Below are 14,692 nucleotides of genomic sequence, written 5' to 3'. Positions count from 1 at the left end.
GGGTTCCTTCGGAGATTCGGAAGAGGACCCTGTGAATCTACGTGCCCCACCCACCCGGGGGGTTTCCGACGCGTGTCTCCCAGGTAAACGACACCTGTTGCGAGAACGGCGAAGGGCCCGTCACCTCACGGTGACGGGCCCTTCGTGCGGTGGCGCAGGGACTACTTCGCGGCCTCGTCGTCCGACTTGGCGGCGGCGTCGGCCTCGACCTCGTCGGCGGCAGCCGTCTCGGTCTCGGGCTCGACGGGAGCGGACTCCTCGACCGTCTCGGTCTCGTCGACGGGAGCCTCGGTGGGCTCGTCGGCGGCGGGCTCGGCGACCGGGGCCGCGGCAGCGGTGGTCTTCGAGGACTTGACCTTGGGGGTCACGGGCTCGAGGACGAGCTCGATCGACACCATCGAGGCGTTGTCGCCCTTGCGGAAGCCGAGCTTCGTGATGCGGGTGTAACCGCCGTCACGGTTCTCGACGAGGGGCGCGATCTCGGTGAAGAGGATGTGCGCGGCCTCTTTGTTGTTGCGGAGGGTCTGCATGGCACGGCGACGCGAGTGGAGGTCGCCACGCTTCGCGAAGGTCACGAGACGCTCGGCGACGGGACGGAGGCGCTTGGCCTTGGTCTCGGTCGTCTTGATCGTCTTGTGCTCGAAGAGCGAGGCGGCCAGGTTGGCCAGCATGAGGCGCTCGTGCGCCGGGCCGCCTCCGAGGCGGGGTCCCTTTGTGGGCTTGGGCATTGTCTGTTCCTAAAGGTGAGTCGAGAATGGAGGGCGTCGGGCGGAGAGACCTAGTTGGTGGTCTCTTCTTCGTCGTAACCGCTGTAGAAGTGGGCTCCGTCAAACCCGGGGACCGTGTCTTTCAGCGAGAGGCCGAGCTCGACGAGCTTGTCCTTCACCTCGTCGACCGACTTCTGACCGAAGTTGCGGATGTTCATCAGCTGGGTCTCGGAGAGGGCGACCAGCTCGGACACCGTGTTGATGCCCTCGCGCTTCAGGCAGTTGTAGCTGCGGACCGACAGGTCGAGGTCTTCGATCGGCGTCTGCAGCTCGCTCGACAGGACGGCGTCGACCGGCGCGGGGCCGATCTCGATGCCCTCGGCGGCGGTGTTGAGCTCGCGGGCGAGGCCGAAGAGCTCGGTGAGGGTCCGACCGGCCGACGCGATGGCGTCGCGCGGCGAGATCGACGGCTTCGACTCGACGTCGACGACGAGACGGTCGAAGTCGGTGCGCTCACCGGCACGCGTCGCCTCGACGCGGTAGGTGACCTTCAGCACGGGCGAGTAGATCGAGTCGATCGGGATCTGACCGGCCTCGCTGAACTCGCTGCGGTTCTGCACGGCCGACACGTAGCCGCGGCCACGCTCGATCGTGAGCTCGAGCTCGAACTTCGCCTTGTCGTTCAGGGTGGCGATGACCAGCTCGGGGTTGTGGATCTCGACGCCGGCCGGAGCCGAGATGTCGGCGGCCGTGACCTGGCCGGCACCCTGCTTGCGCAGGTAGGCCGTGATGGGCTCGTCGTGCTCGCTGGCGACGACCAGCTGCTTGATGTTGAGGATGACCTCGGTGACGTCCTCTTTCACTCCGGGGACGGTCGTGAACTCGTGCAGCACGCCGTCGATGCGGATGCTGGTGACAGCAGCGCCGGGGATCGACGAGAGAAGCGTGCGGCGCAGCGAGTTGCCGAGGGTGTAACCGAAGCCGGGCTCGAGCGGCTCGATCACGAAGCGGGAGCGGAACTCCGAGATGTTCTCCTCGGTGAGGGTGGGGCGCTGTGCAATGAGCACTGTGGATTCCTTTCGGCGAAGAGTCCGCTATATGACTCTTGGCGGTACGACAGGTGGCTGGCCCGTCGGGTCTGTTGAGTTGTGGGCGCCTCGGGCGAACACGCGGGAGGCGGTGCTGACGCGGGGGAGCCCGCCGCACCCGACGGCCCCGGTGACGGGGCCCGCAGCGGGTGCGACGGGCGGTAACTCAGTTAGACGCGACGACGCTTCGGCGGGCGGCAGCCGTTGTGCGCCTGGGGGGTGACGTCGTTGATCGAGCCCACCTCGAGGCCGGCGGCCTGGAGCGAACGGATCGCCGTCTCGCGACCCGAACCCGGGCCCTTGACGAAGACGTCGACCTTCTTGACGCCGTGCTCCTGCGCCTGGCGGGCGGCCGACTCGGCGGCGAGCTGCGCGGCGAAGGGGGTCGACTTGCGCGAACCCTTGAAGCCGACGGCGCCCGACGAGGCCCAGCTCAGGACCGCACCCGAGGGGTCGGTGATCGAGACGATCGTGTTGTTGAACGTGCTCTTGATGTGGGCCTGGCCCACGGCGACGTTCTTCTTCTCTTTGCGGCGGGGCTTACGCGCGGCCGTCTTCGGTGCTGCCAATTTTTTCTCCTACAACCTTGAGGGGCGTACGGCGGGAGCCGAGGCCTATCGAGCCTTCTTCTTGCCGGCGACGGTGCGCTTCGGGCCCTTGCGGGTACGAGCGTTCGTCTTGGTGCGCTGGCCGCGGACGGGAAGGCCACGGCGGTGGCGGATGCCCTCGTAGCTGCCGATCTCGACCTTGCGGCGGATGTCGGCGGCCACCTCGCGGCGGAGGTCACCTTCGACCTTGTAGTTGCCCTCGATGTAGTCGCGGAGCAGGACGAGCTGGTCGTCCGTGAGGTCCTTGACGCGGATGTTGCCGTCGATCTCGGTCTCGGCGAGAGTCTTCAGCGCGCTGGTGCGGCCGACTCCGTAGATGTAGGTCAGTGCGACTTCGACGCGCTTGTCGCGCGGGATGTCAACGCCTGCTAGACGTGCCATGGTGGCCTCTTTTCAGAGATGGTGGAGGTCTGTCACAGCGCCGGTGCCCGGGCCTCCGACCCGGGGTGTCCCCCGCCTCCGTCCACCCGAGGGTGGACGTGACGAGTTCTGGTGCTGCTGGGATGGTGTTGCGGGGTGACCCGGGCTGGCCGGGTCGGCATCGGCACGCCGCCTGCGCGGCGGTCGAGTCAGCCCTGGCGCTGTTTGTGGCGCGGGTTGCTCTTGCAGATGACCATGACGTTGCCCTTGCGGCGGATGACCTTGCAGTGCTCGCAGATGGGCTTGACGCTGGGGTTGACCTTCATTGCTGATTCCTTGATCTCGCTGGCTTCGTGCCCCACGGGTGCGTGGGGCCGTTCCTTTCCAGCACGCCCTACTTGTAGCGGTAGACGATCCGGCCGCGGGTCAGGTCGTAGGGGCTGAGCTCCACGATCACACGGTCTTCGGGGAGGATGCGGATGTAGTGCTGCCGCATCTTGCCGGAGATGTGCGCGAGGACCCTGTGTCCGTTGGTCAGCTCAACGCGGAACATCGCGTTGGGCAGAGCTTCGATCACTGCGCCTTCGATTTCGATGACACCGTCTTTTTTGGCCATAGCCTCACTGTCGCTAAGAATAGGGGTGTTGGTCGTGCGGGGATGCGGTGCCCAGGCGCGCGGAAACGCACACGGAACACCAAAGATCGATCTTATGCGATGCCGGTATAGTTCAGCAACCCGGCCGGTCAACCCGACACGCCGGAGCATCCGACGACCGCCGCCGGCCACCCCGCCCGTCGTGCCCCCGGGTGCCGACCACGACTGCCGGGAGCACCATGCCTGAACGCTCGACCACCGCCTCCTCGCCCCGGGGCGTCGCCCGTCACGGACGGCTGCGCCGGCGCGGCCCGGTCCGCATGCTCCTCGCCCTCGTCGCGGGTGCCACGGCCGTCGTCCTCGTGAGCGGCGTGTCCGTCGCCGCGATCGCGGTCCGCACCGCGACCTCCGGCGTCCAGACGGTCTCGCTCGGCAACGAGGGCGAGGTGCAGGGCCTCGACATCTCGGCCATCGAGGGCGGAGCGAACATCCTGCTGGTCGGCAGCGACGAACGCGACCAGGGCAGCCAGGTCGACACCGGCCAGGTCGAGGGCGTCCGCAACGACGTCACGATCCTCGCGCACCTGTCGGCCGACCACACGCAGCTGACGGCCGTGAGCTTCCCCCGCGACCTGATGATCGACGCGCCCGAATGCGTGGGTGACGACGGTCAGGTCCACCCGGCCGAGGACTACGTGCAGTTCAACACCATGCTCGGCCGCGGTGGCCTGTCGTGCACGGTCACGACCGTCGAGAGACTCACCGGGCTCGCGATCCCCTACGCGGGCAAGATCACCTTCGACGGCGTCATCGAGATGTCGAACGCCATCGGCGGCGTCGACGTCTGCGTGGCCAGCCCCATCCGCGACACCGACTCGGGCATCGACCTGTCCGCGGGCACGCACACCCTGCAGGGCGGCGAGGCGTTGGCCTTCCTCCGGACGCGTCACGGTGTCGGCGACGGCAGCGACATCGCGCGCATCAGCTCCCAACAGGTCTTCCTGTCGTCGATGATGCGCAAGATCATCTCGGGCGGCACGCTCGGCGACGTGACCACGCTCTACAAGCTGGCCTCGGCCGCTCTGAGCAACATGACGCTGTCGTCGAGCCTCGGCTCCCCCGACACCCTCGTGCGCCTGGCACTCGCCCTGAAGGACATCCGGCCCGCGGGCATCGTCTTCGTGCAGTACCCGGTCGTCGCCGATCCGCGTGACTCCAACCGCGTCGTCGAGTCCACGGCCGACGCCGCCGCGCTCAACGCCGCCCTGAACGCCGACGAGAAGTTCACGCTGGGCGACGACAGCGCCGGCCGGGGTTCGGTCTCGGACGGCTCGGTCGCCGCCGGGACGACGGCTCCCTCCGCCCCCTCCGACACGGCGTCCCCGTCCGACGCGACCTCGGGGTCGGCATCGCCGGTCGATCCGGCCGCGACCACGGCACCGACGACCACCCTTCCGTCGACCATCACCGGCCAGTCGGCCGCCGAGGCGACCTGCAGCGTCGGCTCGTCCCGCTGAGCCGGCCCGCGCCTCCCGGCCTCGCGGTCCGCGGCCGCAGTGGCCCGACGTCAGGGGACGAGGAGGCGCGGCTCAGGCGATCGGGACGGGCGTCACGCCCAGCGGCGCCAGGCCGGCCGCACCGCCGTCGTGTGCCGTGAGCACCCAGATGCCGTCCGCGTGCACCGCCACGGAGTGCTCCCAGTGCGCGGCGAGCGACCCGTCGCGGGTGCTGACCGTCCACTCGTCGTCGTGCGTGAGGGTGTCGATGCCGCCGGTCGTGACCATGGGTTCGATGGCGACGACGAGCCCCGGACGCACGGCGGGCCCGCGACCGCGGACGCGGTAGTTGAAGACGGGAGGGTCTTCGTGCATGGACCGCCCGATGCCGTGACCGGTGTAGTCCTCGATGATGCCGAAGTCGCCCTGCGAGGCGATGTGGTCCTCGATCGCGCCGCCGACCTCGTTGAGGTGGGACGCCGAGGCCAAGGCGGCGATGCCGTGCCAGAGCGACGCCTCGGTCACGTCGTTCAGCCGGCGTCGCTCGGCGACCACGTCGGGTCGGTCGGGGTCGTCGAGCACGAAGGTGCGGGCGCTGTCGCCGTTCCAGCCCTCGAACTGGGCCCCGCTGTCGACGGACACGAGGTCGCCGGGCACGAGCACACGCGGGCCCGGGATGCCGTGGACGACCTCGTCGTTCACCGATGCGCACACCGTGTGCCGATAACCCGGCACCAGCATGAAGTTCGGCTCGCCCCCGCCGTCGCGGATCACGGTCTCGGCGACGGCGTCGAGCTCGAGGGTCGACACGCCGGGGCGCACGGCGGCGGCGACGGCGTCGAGGGACGCCGCCGTCAGCAGGCCCGGCCGGACGAGGCGACGGAGTTCGTCGGGCATCTTGTAGACCCCGGAGCGGCGGAACGCCACGAGGTCAGGATGCCGAGGCGACGGGCGAGAAGCCGCGGTGGGCCAGGGCCGTCTCGATGCGCCCGGCGACCTCGTCGATGCTGCCGAGTCCGTCGACCTCGACCAGCAGGCCGCGGTCACGGTAGGCGTCGATCAGCGGGGCGGTCTCGCGCAGGTACACGTCTTGACGGTGGCGGATGGCGTCCTCGGTGTCGTCCGACCGACCCTGGTCGACCGCTCGACGCCGGAGGCGCTCGACGATCTCGTCCGGGTCGGCGACGAGCTGGACGACGGTCGTCAGGGCCTGACCCTGTTCTGCGAGGTGCTCGTCGAGGAACTCGACCTGCTGCAGGGTGCGCGGGTAACCGTCGAGCAAGAAGCCCTCGGCCGCGTCGGGCTGCGACAGCCGGTCGGAGATCAGTTCGTTCGTGAGACTGTCGGGCACGTAGTCGCCGGCGTCGAGGATGGCCTTGACCTTCACACCGAGCTCGGTCTCGTCCTTGACGTTGGCCCGGAAGATGTCACCGGTCGAGATCGCCGGAATGCCCAGCGACTCGGCGATCGCCACGGCCTGCGTGCCCTTGCCGGCCCCGGGAGGGCCGACGATCAGGAGGCGCGGGCTGGGTCGGGTGTCGGCCGCGCTCATCGGAGCAGACCCTCGTAGTGACGCTGCTGCAGCTGCGAGTCGATCTGCTTGACCGTCTCGAGGCCGACGCCGACGATGATCAGGATGCTCGCGCCTCCGAAGGGGAAGTTCTGGTTCGCACCGACGGTGGCGAGGGCGATCAGCGGGATGAGCGCGATGATGCCGAGGTACAGGGCACCCGGCAGGGTGACGCGGGTCAGCACGTAGTCGAGGTACTCGGCCGTGGGGCGTCCGGCACGGATGCCGGGGATGAACCCGCCGTACTTCTTCATGTTGTCGGCGACCTCTTCGGGGTTGAAGGTGATCGCGACGTAGAAGTACGTGAACCCGACGATGAGGGCGAAGTACAGCACCATGTAGAGCGGGTTGTCGCCCGAGGTGAGGTTCGCCTGCACCCAGCTGACCCAGGCCGGCGGAGCCGTGCCGTCGGAGGGCTGGTTGAACTGGGCGACCAGGGCCGGCAGGTAGAGCAACGACGAGGCGAAGATGACGGGAACGACGCCCGCCATGTTGACCTTGATCGGGATGTACGTGTTGTTGCCGCCGTACGTCCGCCGCCCGACCATGCGTTTGGCGTACTGGACGGGGATGCGCCGCTGTGACTGCTCGACGAAGACCACGAGCGCCATGATCACCAGGCCGACGGCGATGACGAGCAGGAAGATCTCGAAGCTGCGCGACTGGGCGATGCTCCAGAGGGCGGTCGGGAAGCGCGCGGCGATCGACGTGAAGATCAGCAGCGACATGCCGTTGCCGATGCCGCGCTCGGTGATGAGCTCGCCCATCCACATGATGAGGCCGGTGCCGGCGGTCATGGTGACGACCATCAGCATCACGGCGTACCAGGCGTCGTTGGTGATGAGCTGGCTGCACTCGGCGATGCCGGACGAGCCGAAGAGGGCGCCGGAACGCGCCACGGTGATCAGGGTGGTCGACTGCAGGACGCCCAGGGCGATGGTGAGGTACCGCGTGTACTGCGTGAGCTTCGCCTGCCCGGACTGGCCCTCTTTGTACAGGGTGTCGAAGTGCGGGATGACCACGCGCAGCAGCTGCACGATGATCGACGACGTGATGTAGGGCATGATGCCCAGCGCGAAGACCGACAGCTGCAGCAGGGCGCCGCCGCTGAACAGGTTGACGAGCTCGTAGAGACCCGACGTGCCCTGGTTGCCGGCGAGGCAGGCCTGGACGTTCTGGTAGTCGACGAACGGCGCGGGGATGAAGCTACCCAGCCGGAAGAGCGCGATGATGCCGAGCGTGAACCCGATCTTGCGACGCAGGTCGGGGGTGCGCATGATGCGCGCGACAGCTCTGAACACGTGGGGCCTCCCGGTATGAAGGATAGACGACTGATGGGGGTGGCCCTGGCGGACCACCCCCTCAGGTGATTTTTACTTGCTGACGGACCCGCCGGCGGCGACGATCTTGTCTTCGGCGGAACCGGAGACCTTGTCGACCGCGACGGTGAGCGCGACGCTCAGGTCGCCCTGCCCGAGGACCTTGACCTTCTCGTTCTTGCGGACGGCACCCTTGGCGACGAGGTCACCGACGGTGACGTCACCACCCTGCGGGTACAGCTCGTTCAGCTTCTCGAGGTTGACCACCTGGTACTCGACGCGGAACGGGTTCTTGAACCCGCGCAGCTTCGGAGTGCGCATGTGGAGCGGCATCTGGCCACCCTCGAAGCCGACCTTGACCTGGTACCGGGCCTTCTGACCCTTGGTGCCACGACCGGCCGTCTTGCCCTTCGAGCCCTCACCACGGCCGACGCGCGTCTTCGCCTTCTTGGCACCGGGAGCCGGACGAAGGTGGTGCACCTTGAGCACCTGGGGACGCGCGACGTCGTCGGAGGACGTCGTCGAGGCGGGAGCGGCCTTGGTGGTCGAACCCGTCGAGGCGGCGGCCTTGTCGGCAGCCGGCTTCTTGGCGGCCGCCTTGGGGGCAGCAGCCTTGGTGGTCGTCGCCTTGGGGGCGGCGGCCTTCTTCGGGGCGGCCTTCGCGGCGGCCTCGTTCTTCTCGTCAGCCATTAGTCAATCTCCTCGACCTTCACGAGGTGGGCGACCGTGTTGACGTAGCCGCGGTTCTGCTTGGTGTCCTCGCGAACGACCGACTGGCCGATGCGCTTGAGGCCCAGGCTCCGCAGCGTGTCACGCTGGTTCTGCTTCTCGCTGATTACGGACTTGATCTGGGTCACCTTGAGGTTGGCGGCCATCAGGCACCTGCCTTCTCGGTCGCGGCGGTACGGGCTGCCTGCTCGGCACGGACCATGAAGGCCGGCATGACAGCGTCGATGTCGAGTCCACGACGGGCGGCGACGGCGCGGGGCTCTTCGAGCTGCTGCAGCGCCTCGACCGTGGCGTGGACGATGTTGATCGTGTTCGACGAACCGAGCGACTTGCTCAGGACGTCGTGCACGCCGGCGCACTCGAGCACGGCGCGGACGGGACCACCGGCGATGACACCGGTACCGGCCGAGGCCGGACGCAGCATGACGACGCCGGCAGCGGCCTCACCCTGCACGGGGTGCGGGATCGTGTTGCCGATGCGCGGGACGCGGAAGAAGTTCTTCTTGGCCTCTTCGACGCCCTTGCTGATGGCGGTGGGGACCTCGCGGGCCTTGCCGTAGCCGACGCCGACGAGGCCGTTGCCGTCACCGACGACGACGAGCGCGGTGAAGCTGAAGCGACGACCGCCCTTGACGACCTTCGACACGCGGTTGATGGTGACGACGCGCTCCAGGAACTGGCTCTTGTCGTCACGGTCGCCGCGTCCGCGGCCGCCCTGGTTGCGGTCTCCGCGACCCTGGCCGCCACGGCGGTCGGTGCGACCACCCTCGCGGTTGTTGGACTCCGAGCCGGCAGCGGTCTCGACGGGACGTTCGACGACGGCCTCGGCCGGTGCCTTGGTCGCTTCGCCCTCTGCGGGGGGAGTGGTGTTCGTAGCGTCGCTCACAGGTTCAAACCAGCCTCTCGGGCGCCTTCGGCGATGGCCGCGACGCGTCCGGCGTACTTGTTGCCGCCGCGATCGAACACGACGGCCTCGATGCCCGCGGCCTTCGCGCGCTCGGCGACGAGCTCGCCGACCTTGCGGGACTTCGCGGTCTTGTCACCGTCGAACGTGCGCAGGTCGGCCTCGAGGGTCGATGCGCTGGCGACGGTGAAGCCCTTGCTGTCGTCGACGACCTGCACGAAGACGTGCCGGGCCGAACGGGTGACGACGAGACGGGGGCGCTCTTCGGTGCCCACGACCTTCTTGCGCAGGCGGGTGTGACGGCGCTTGGTGGCAGCCGACTTGCTTTTTCCTCGTGTACCGAGACCCATGATTACTTACCTGACTTTCCGGCCTTGCGGCGGACGACCTCGCCGGCGTAGCGGACACCCTTGCCCTTGTAGGGCTCGGGCTTGCGCAGCTTGCGGATGTTGGCAGCCATCTCGCCGACGGCCTGCTTGTCGATCCCGACGACGGTGAGCTTGTTGTTGCCCTCGACCGTGAAGCTGATGCCCGCGGGCGGCTCGACGGTGATGGGGTGCGAGTAGCCCAGGGCGAACTCGACGTTCGAGCCCTTGGCCTGGACGCGGTAGCCGGTTCCGACGACCTCGAGGCCCTTGGTGTAGCCCTCGGTGACGCCGATGATCTGGTTGGCGATCAGGGTGCGCGTGAGGCCGTGGAGCGAACGCGACTCGCGCTCGTCGTCCGGGCGGGTCACGACGACCGTGCCTTCTTCGATCTTGGCTTCGATGGGGCTCTTGACGACGAGCGACAGCTCACCCTTGGGGCCCTTGACGCTGACGGCCTGGCCGTCGATCTTCACGTCGACCCCGGCAGGGATCGAGATGGGGAGTCTTCCGATTCGAGACATGACGAGTTACCACACGTAGGCGAGGACTTCTCCGCCTACGCCCTTCTTCTGGGCCTCACGGTCGGTCAACAGACCGGAGGAAGTCGACAGGATGGCGACGCCGAGGCCACCGAGCACCTGGGGGATCTCGGTCGACTTGGCGTAGACGCGGAGGCCTGGCTTCGACACGCGCTTGATGCCCTTGATGGAGCGCTCACGGGCGGGGCCGTACTTGAGGTCGATCGTGAGGGTCTGGCCCACGCGGGCGTCTTCGACCTTCCACGACTCGATGAAACCTTCACGCTTGAGGATCTCGGCGATGTGGGACTTGAGCTTGCTGCTCGGGAGCGACACGGTCTCGTGGAAAGCCGAGTTCGCGTTGCGCAGTCTGGTCAGCAGGTCTGCGACCGGATCTGTCATCGTCATGCGGTTTGTCACTTTCTCGTCCGGTTTCGACATCCGGTACACCGGGTGCCGACCTGGGCGATCGATTGGTCGACGAGCGGTTCTCGTCGACCTCAGGGGAACGGCCGGCAACCCTACGAGAGAGTTGCCGACCGGACGATCTTAGTTGGCCGAGTCGGCCGAACGGAACGGGAAGCCCAGCGCCTTGAGCAGCGCGCGACCCTCGTCGTCGTTCTTGGCGGTCGTGACGACGGTGATGTCGAAGCCACGGACGCGGTCGATGCGGTCCTGGTCGATCTCGTGGAACATGCTCTGCTCGTTGAGACCGAAGGTGTAGTTGCCGTTGCCGTCGAACTGGCGGTCGCTGAGACCACGGAAGTCGCGGATGCGCGGAAGCGCCAGCGACAACAGACGATCGAGGAACTCCCAAGCCCGGTCGCCACGAAGCGTGACGTGGGCACCGATGGGCTGACCCTCGCGCAGCTTGAACTGCGCGATGGACTTGCGGGCCTTGGTGACCTGGGGCTTCTGGCCGGTGATGGCCGTGAGGTCCTTGATCGCACCGTCGATGATCTTGCTGTCGCGAGCGGCCTCACCGACACCGGTGTTGACGACGATCTTCACGAGTCCGGGCACCTGGTGCACGTTCGTGAAGCCGAAGTCCGACTTCAGCTGCGGGAGGATCTCGGCGCGGTACTTGGCCTTGAGCCGCGGCTGGCTCGTACCAGCCTGCGTGGTGGTGTCGGTCATCAGAGGTTCTCACCAGACTTCTTGGCGTAACGGACGCGAACGGTCTTGGACACGCCGTCCTTGGTGACCGTCTCTTCGCGGAAGCCGACGCGGGTCGGCTTCTTGGTCTTGGGGTCGACGACGGCGACGTTCGAGACGTGGATCGGTGCCTCGTGGGTCTCGATGCCACCGGTCTTGGAGCCGCGCTGGGTCTGGCCGACACGAACGTGCTTGGTGACGAAGTTCACGCCTTCGACGACCACGCGGTTGCGCTCGACGAGCACCTCGAGGACCTTGCCCTGCTTGCCACGGTCTCCGCCGCGGGCCTGCGAGGCACCGGTGATGACCTGCACGAGGTCACCCTTCTTGATGTTTGCCATGACTTAGATAACCTCCGGCGCCAGCGAGATGATCTTCATGAACTTCTTGTCGCGGAGCTCGCGACCGACCGGTCCGAAGATGCGGGTTCCGCGGGGGTCTCCGTCGGCCTTCAGGATCACTGCGGCGTTCTCGTCGAACTTGATGTAAGAGCCGTCCGGACGACGGACCTCTTTCTTGGTGCGAACGATGACCGCCTTGACGACGTCACCCTTCTTCACGTTGCCACCGGGGATGGCGTCCTTCACCGTGGCGACGATGACGTCACCCAGGCCGGCGTAACGACGGCCGGAGCCACCGAGCACACGGATGGTGAGGATCTCTTTCGCCCCGGTGTTGTCCGCGATCTTGAGGCGGGATTCTTGCTGAATCACTTGTGTCTCCTTCTACGCAAGCAGGCCGCGAGGCCTACTTCGCCTTCTCGAGGATCTCGACCAGGCGCCAGCGCTTCGTGGCGCTGAGCGGACGGGTCTCGCTGATCACGACGAGGTCGCCGACGCCGGCCGAGTTGGCCTCGTCGTGGACCTTGACCTTGGACGTGCGGCGGATGACCTTGCCGTACAGGGGGTGCTTCACGCGGTCCTCGACCTCGACGACGATGGTCTTCTCCATCTTGTCGCTGGTCACGTAACCGCGACGCGTCTTGCGGTAGCCGCGGACCTCGACGGCAGCCGAGTCGACCTCGGTCTTGTTCTCGGTGGCCATTACTTGCTCTCCTCGGCGGTCTCGTCAGCCGTCTCGGCCGGCTTGTCAGCCTTCTTGGTCGACTTCTTGGCGGCCTTGGGGGCCGCCTCGACCGGGGCGGGGGTGGCACGGATGCCGAGCTCGCGCTCACGCAGGACCGTGTAGATGCGAGCGATGTCGCGCTTCACGGCGCGCAGGCGGCCGTGGCTCTCGAGCTGGCCGGTGGCCGACTGGAAGCGGAGGTTGAAGAGTTCTTCCTTCGCCTTCTTCAGCTCATCGACGAGACGCTCGTCTTCGAATGTGTCGAGCTCGACAGGACGGAGCTCCTTGGAACCGATCGCCATTATGCGTCGCCCTCCTCGCGCTTGATGATGCGTGCCTTGAGGGGCAGCTTGTGGATTGCGCGAGTGAGCGCCTCTTTGGCGATCTCCTCGCTCACGCCGCTGAGCTCGAAGAGCACGCGACCCGGCTTGACGTTCGCGACCCACCACTCGGGCGAGCCCTTGCCGGAACCCATGCGGGTCTCGGCGGGCTTCTTCGTGAGCGGACGGTCGGGGTAGATGTTGATCCACACCTTTCCGCCACGCTTGATGTGACGCGTCATGGCGATTCGAGCGGACTCGATCTGACGGTTGGTCACGTAAGCGGGCGTGAGGGCCTGGATGCCGTACTCACCGAAGCTGACCTTGGTGCCACCAGTGGCCTGGCCGCTACGGCCGGGGTGGTGCTGCTTGCGGTGCTTGACACGACGGGGGATAAGCATGGTTACGCCTCAGCTCCTGTGGTGGCGGGTGCCTTCTGCTCGCGGGGAGCGCGGTCGCCCCCGCCGCGGCGGGCGCCGTCACGGTCGTTGCGGCGCTCGGGGCGAGACGACTTCTGGTTCGCCTGCTCGCGCGCGAGCTCCTTGTTGGTGATGTCGCCCTTGTAGATCCAGACCTTGACACCGATGCGACCGAAGGTGGTCTTGGCCTCGTAGAAGCCGTAGTCGATGTTGGCGCGGAGCGTGTGCAGGGGCACGCGGCCCTCGCGGTAGAACTCGGAGCGGCTCATCTCGGCGCCGCCGAGACGGCCGGACACCTGGATGCGGACACCCTTGGCGCCGGCACGCTGAGCGCCCTGCAGGCCCTTGCGCATCGCACGACGGAACGCCACGCGAGCAGCGAGCTGCTCGGCGATGCCCTGGGCGACGAGCTGGGCCTCGGCCTCGGGGTTCTTGACCTCGAGGATGTTCAGCTGGATCTGCTTGCTCGTGAGCTTCTCGAGGTCGCCGCGGATGCGCTCGGCCTCGGCGCCACGACGACCGATCACGATGCCCGGACGGGCGGTGTGGATGTCGACGCGGACGCGGTCACGGGTGCGCTCGATCTCGATCTTGGCCACGCCGGCGCGGTCGAGCGAGGTCTTGAGCAGGGTGCGGATCTTGACGTCCTCGGCGACGTAGTCGCTGTAACGCTGTCCCGGCTTGGTGCTGTCGGTGAACCACCGCGACACGTGGTCGGTGGTGATGCCCAGACGGAAGCCGTACGGGTTGACCTTCTGGCCCATTACTTGCTCGCCTTCTTCGTAGCGTCGGCAGCCTCGACCTCATCCGGCGTCGCGAGGACGATCGTGATGTGGCTGGTGCGCTTCAGGATCTTGAAGGCGCGGCCCTGTGCACGCGGCTGGAACCGCTTGAGGGTGGCGCCCTGGTCGACGAATGCACGACTGACGTACAGGTCCTGCTCGTCGAGGTAGCTGTTCGAGGCGTCCGCCTTGACCCGGGCGTTGGCCATGGCCGACGCGACGAGCTTGTAGACGGGCTCACTGGCGCCCTGAGGTGCGAACTTCAGGATCGCCAGTGCCTCGGTGGCCTGCTTGCCGCGGATCAGGTTGACGACACGACGGGCCTTCATGGGGGTGACGCGGATGTGACGCACGCGTGCGATCGACTCCACCATTTCTCTCCTCCTTCACGTCGCCGCGTTAGCGGCGACGACCCTTCTTGTCGTCCTTCACGTGACCACGGAAGGTACGGGTGGGCGCGAACTCACCGAGCTTGTGGCCGATCATGCTCTCGGTCACGAACACGGGGATGTGCTTGCGTCCGTCGTGCACGGCGATGGTGTGCCCCAGCATGTTGGGGACGATCATCGATCGGCGCGACCAGGTCTTGATGACGTTCTTGGTGCTGGCCTCGTTCTGCGAGACGACCTTGCGAAGCAGGTGGTCGTCAACGAAGGGGCCCTTCTTAAGACTGCGTGGCATCTTCTACA

Annotated in this window: 25 protein-coding genes; 1 reads left to right on the top strand and 24 read right to left on the bottom strand. The window is 67.2% G+C overall.

The window, feature by feature from the left end; all coding sequences use genetic code 11:
• Window positions 1-161: 161 nt before the first annotated feature.
• From rplQ to infA, 6 genes are all read right to left on the bottom strand, one after another.
• On the bottom strand, window positions 162-728 hold the full coding sequence (gene rplQ, locus ITJ55_RS08365; protein ID WP_194594981.1) for a 50S ribosomal protein L17: 567 nt from the start codon (window positions 726-728) through the stop codon (window positions 162-164).
• 50 nt (window positions 729-778) lie between these two features.
• Window positions 779-1,774, bottom strand: coding sequence for a DNA-directed RNA polymerase subunit alpha (locus ITJ55_RS08360; protein ID WP_043593322.1), 996 nt, complete (start codon window positions 1,772-1,774; stop codon window positions 779-781).
• Window positions 1,775-1,965: 191 nt separating this feature from the next.
• On the bottom strand, window positions 1,966-2,364 hold the full coding sequence (gene rpsK / locus ITJ55_RS08355) for a 30S ribosomal protein S11 (protein ID WP_043593323.1): 399 nt from the start codon (window positions 2,362-2,364) through the stop codon (window positions 1,966-1,968).
• A gap of 45 nt (window positions 2,365-2,409) precedes the next feature.
• Window positions 2,410-2,784 carry a 30S ribosomal protein S13 gene (gene rpsM / locus ITJ55_RS08350; protein WP_043593325.1) on the bottom strand — a complete coding sequence of 125 codons (375 nt, stop codon included), beginning with the start codon at window positions 2,782-2,784 and terminating at the stop codon, window positions 2,410-2,412.
• Between the two features lie 188 nt (window positions 2,785-2,972).
• Window positions 2,973-3,089, bottom strand: a complete 117-nt coding sequence (gene rpmJ / locus ITJ55_RS08345) for a 50S ribosomal protein L36 (protein ID WP_043593327.1) — start codon at window positions 3,087-3,089, stop codon at window positions 2,973-2,975.
• A 68-nt stretch (window positions 3,090-3,157) separates the two neighbouring features.
• Entirely contained in the window at window positions 3,158-3,379 is a 222-nt protein-coding gene (infA, locus tag ITJ55_RS08340) for a translation initiation factor IF-1 (RefSeq protein WP_043593329.1), read from the bottom strand.
• Between the two features lie 218 nt (window positions 3,380-3,597).
• On the opposite strand from infA, the gene ITJ55_RS08335 reads away from it, so the two are divergent.
• Complete coding sequence (locus ITJ55_RS08335) at window positions 3,598-4,875, top strand: LCP family protein (protein ID WP_194594980.1); 1,278 nt, start codon at window positions 3,598-3,600, stop codon at window positions 4,873-4,875.
• 72 nt (window positions 4,876-4,947) lie between these two features.
• Here the strand turns inward: ITJ55_RS08335 and map are convergent, their stop codons facing one another.
• The 18 genes from map to rpsS form a co-directional block, all read right to left on the bottom strand.
• Window positions 4,948-5,781: a type I methionyl aminopeptidase gene (gene map / locus ITJ55_RS08330; protein WP_370544080.1), complete on the bottom strand. Its 834-nt coding sequence runs from the start codon at window positions 5,779-5,781 to the stop codon at window positions 4,948-4,950.
• A gap of 4 nt (window positions 5,782-5,785) precedes the next feature.
• The gene (locus tag ITJ55_RS08325; protein WP_194594979.1) at window positions 5,786-6,406 is read right to left on the bottom strand and encodes an adenylate kinase; all 621 of its coding nucleotides are present in this window, start codon (window positions 6,404-6,406) and stop codon (window positions 5,786-5,788) included.
• On the bottom strand, window positions 6,403-7,725 hold the full coding sequence (gene secY / locus ITJ55_RS08320; RefSeq protein ID WP_056259704.1) for a preprotein translocase subunit SecY: 1,323 nt from the start codon (window positions 7,723-7,725) through the stop codon (window positions 6,403-6,405). Before secY ends, ITJ55_RS08325 begins: the two co-directional genes overlap by 4 nt.
• Before the next feature lie 72 nt (window positions 7,726-7,797).
• The gene (gene rplO, locus ITJ55_RS08315) at window positions 7,798-8,433 is read right to left on the bottom strand and encodes a 50S ribosomal protein L15 (protein ID WP_194594978.1); all 636 of its coding nucleotides are present in this window, start codon (window positions 8,431-8,433) and stop codon (window positions 7,798-7,800) included.
• Window positions 8,433-8,618 (bottom strand): 50S ribosomal protein L30, encoded by a 186-nt coding sequence (rpmD, locus tag ITJ55_RS08310; RefSeq protein WP_043593338.1) that lies wholly within the window; start codon window positions 8,616-8,618, stop codon window positions 8,433-8,435. The genes rplO and rpmD overlap by 1 nt, the downstream gene beginning before the upstream one ends.
• A complete protein-coding gene (gene rpsE, locus ITJ55_RS08305; RefSeq protein ID WP_056259706.1) occupies window positions 8,618-9,358 on the bottom strand; it encodes a 30S ribosomal protein S5 in 741 nt (246 codons plus the stop codon). The genes rpmD and rpsE overlap by 1 nt, the downstream gene beginning before the upstream one ends.
• Window positions 9,355-9,726 carry a 50S ribosomal protein L18 gene (rplR, locus tag ITJ55_RS08300; protein WP_043593341.1) on the bottom strand — a complete coding sequence of 124 codons (372 nt, stop codon included), beginning with the start codon at window positions 9,724-9,726 and terminating at the stop codon, window positions 9,355-9,357. Before rplR ends, rpsE begins: the two co-directional genes overlap by 4 nt.
• 2 nt (window positions 9,727-9,728) lie before the next feature.
• On the bottom strand, window positions 9,729-10,265 hold the full coding sequence (rplF, locus tag ITJ55_RS08295) for a 50S ribosomal protein L6 (protein WP_043593343.1): 537 nt from the start codon (window positions 10,263-10,265) through the stop codon (window positions 9,729-9,731).
• A 6-nt stretch (window positions 10,266-10,271) separates the two neighbouring features.
• A complete protein-coding gene (gene rpsH, locus ITJ55_RS08290) occupies window positions 10,272-10,670 on the bottom strand; it encodes a 30S ribosomal protein S8 (protein WP_043593344.1) in 399 nt (132 codons plus the stop codon).
• A 141-nt stretch (window positions 10,671-10,811) separates the two neighbouring features.
• Window positions 10,812-11,399 carry a 50S ribosomal protein L5 gene (gene rplE, locus ITJ55_RS08285; protein ID WP_056259708.1) on the bottom strand — a complete coding sequence of 196 codons (588 nt, stop codon included), beginning with the start codon at window positions 11,397-11,399 and terminating at the stop codon, window positions 10,812-10,814.
• Window positions 11,399-11,758: a 50S ribosomal protein L24 gene (gene rplX, locus ITJ55_RS08280; protein ID WP_043593348.1), complete on the bottom strand. Its 360-nt coding sequence runs from the start codon at window positions 11,756-11,758 to the stop codon at window positions 11,399-11,401. The genes rplE and rplX overlap by 1 nt, the downstream gene beginning before the upstream one ends.
• A 3-nt stretch (window positions 11,759-11,761) precedes the next feature.
• Window positions 11,762-12,130 carry a 50S ribosomal protein L14 gene (gene rplN / locus ITJ55_RS08275; protein WP_043593350.1) on the bottom strand — a complete coding sequence of 123 codons (369 nt, stop codon included), beginning with the start codon at window positions 12,128-12,130 and terminating at the stop codon, window positions 11,762-11,764.
• Between the two features lie 34 nt (window positions 12,131-12,164).
• Window positions 12,165-12,461, bottom strand: coding sequence for a 30S ribosomal protein S17 (gene rpsQ, locus ITJ55_RS08270; RefSeq protein ID WP_228498083.1), 297 nt, complete (start codon window positions 12,459-12,461; stop codon window positions 12,165-12,167).
• The gene (gene rpmC, locus ITJ55_RS08265; RefSeq protein WP_054145424.1) at window positions 12,461-12,784 is read right to left on the bottom strand and encodes a 50S ribosomal protein L29; all 324 of its coding nucleotides are present in this window, start codon (window positions 12,782-12,784) and stop codon (window positions 12,461-12,463) included. Before rpmC ends, rpsQ begins: the two co-directional genes overlap by 1 nt.
• Window positions 12,784-13,203 (bottom strand): 50S ribosomal protein L16, encoded by a 420-nt coding sequence (gene rplP / locus ITJ55_RS08260; protein ID WP_043593355.1) that lies wholly within the window; start codon window positions 13,201-13,203, stop codon window positions 12,784-12,786. The genes rpmC and rplP overlap by 1 nt, the downstream gene beginning before the upstream one ends.
• 2 nt (window positions 13,204-13,205) lie before the next feature.
• Window positions 13,206-13,985 carry a 30S ribosomal protein S3 gene (rpsC, locus tag ITJ55_RS08255; RefSeq protein WP_043593357.1) on the bottom strand — a complete coding sequence of 260 codons (780 nt, stop codon included), beginning with the start codon at window positions 13,983-13,985 and terminating at the stop codon, window positions 13,206-13,208.
• A complete protein-coding gene (gene rplV / locus ITJ55_RS08250) occupies window positions 13,985-14,377 on the bottom strand; it encodes a 50S ribosomal protein L22 (RefSeq protein WP_056259716.1) in 393 nt (130 codons plus the stop codon). Before rplV ends, rpsC begins: the two co-directional genes overlap by 1 nt.
• A gap of 25 nt (window positions 14,378-14,402) precedes the next feature.
• Window positions 14,403-14,684 carry a 30S ribosomal protein S19 gene (rpsS, locus tag ITJ55_RS08245; RefSeq protein ID WP_043593360.1) on the bottom strand — a complete coding sequence of 94 codons (282 nt, stop codon included), beginning with the start codon at window positions 14,682-14,684 and terminating at the stop codon, window positions 14,403-14,405.
• Between the last annotated feature and the right edge of the window lie 8 nt (window positions 14,685-14,692).

The sequence above is a fragment of the Frigoribacterium sp. VKM Ac-1396 genome (assembly GCF_015350895.1).
Taxonomy (GTDB): Bacteria; Actinomycetota; Actinomycetes; order Actinomycetales; family Microbacteriaceae; genus Frigoribacterium.
Note: the sequence above shows the minus strand (reverse complement) of the source record. Positions and strands in the feature narration are given on the sequence as shown.

Coding starts and splice junctions, on each gene's coding strand:
- rplQ (WP_194594981.1), bottom strand. CDS start 728: ATGCCCAAGCCCACAAAGGGACCCCGCCTCGGAGGCGGCCCGGCGCAC.
- rpsM (WP_043593325.1), bottom strand. CDS start 2,784: ATGGCACGTCTAGCAGGCGTTGACATCCCGCGCGACAAGCGCGTCGAA.
- rpmJ (WP_043593327.1), bottom strand. CDS start 3,089: ATGAAGGTCAACCCCAGCGTCAAGCCCATCTGCGAGCACTGCAAGGTC.
- infA (WP_043593329.1), bottom strand. CDS start 3,379: ATGGCCAAAAAAGACGGTGTCATCGAAATCGAAGGCGCAGTGATCGAA.
- ITJ55_RS08335 (WP_194594980.1), top strand. CDS start 3,598: ATGCCTGAACGCTCGACCACCGCCTCCTCGCCCCGGGGCGTCGCCCGT.
- ITJ55_RS08325 (WP_194594979.1), bottom strand. CDS start 6,406: ATGAGCGCGGCCGACACCCGACCCAGCCCGCGCCTCCTGATCGTCGGC.
- rplO (WP_194594978.1), bottom strand. CDS start 8,433: ATGGCTGACGAGAAGAACGAGGCCGCCGCGAAGGCCGCCCCGAAGAAG.
- rpmD (WP_043593338.1), bottom strand. CDS start 8,618: ATGGCCGCCAACCTCAAGGTGACCCAGATCAAGTCCGTAATCAGCGAG.
- rplR (WP_043593341.1), bottom strand. CDS start 9,726: ATGGGTCTCGGTACACGAGGAAAAAGCAAGTCGGCTGCCACCAAGCGC.
- rplF (WP_043593343.1), bottom strand. CDS start 10,265: ATGTCTCGAATCGGAAGACTCCCCATCTCGATCCCTGCCGGGGTCGAC.
- rpsH (WP_043593344.1), bottom strand. CDS start 10,670: ATGACGATGACAGATCCGGTCGCAGACCTGCTGACCAGACTGCGCAAC.
- rplE (WP_056259708.1), bottom strand. CDS start 11,399: ATGACCGACACCACCACGCAGGCTGGTACGAGCCAGCCGCGGCTCAAG.
- rplX (WP_043593348.1), bottom strand. CDS start 11,758: ATGGCAAACATCAAGAAGGGTGACCTCGTGCAGGTCATCACCGGTGCC.
- rpsQ (WP_228498083.1), bottom strand. CDS start 12,461: ATGGCCACCGAGAACAAGACCGAGGTCGACTCGGCTGCCGTCGAGGTC.
- rpmC (WP_054145424.1), bottom strand. CDS start 12,784: ATGGCGATCGGTTCCAAGGAGCTCCGTCCTGTCGAGCTCGACACATTC.
- rplP (WP_043593355.1), bottom strand. CDS start 13,203: ATGCTTATCCCCCGTCGTGTCAAGCACCGCAAGCAGCACCACCCCGGC.
- rpsC (WP_043593357.1), bottom strand. CDS start 13,985: ATGGGCCAGAAGGTCAACCCGTACGGCTTCCGTCTGGGCATCACCACC.
- rplV (WP_056259716.1), bottom strand. CDS start 14,377: ATGGTGGAGTCGATCGCACGCGTGCGTCACATCCGCGTCACCCCCATG.
- rpsS (WP_043593360.1), bottom strand. CDS start 14,684: ATGCCACGCAGTCTTAAGAAGGGCCCCTTCGTTGACGACCACCTGCTT.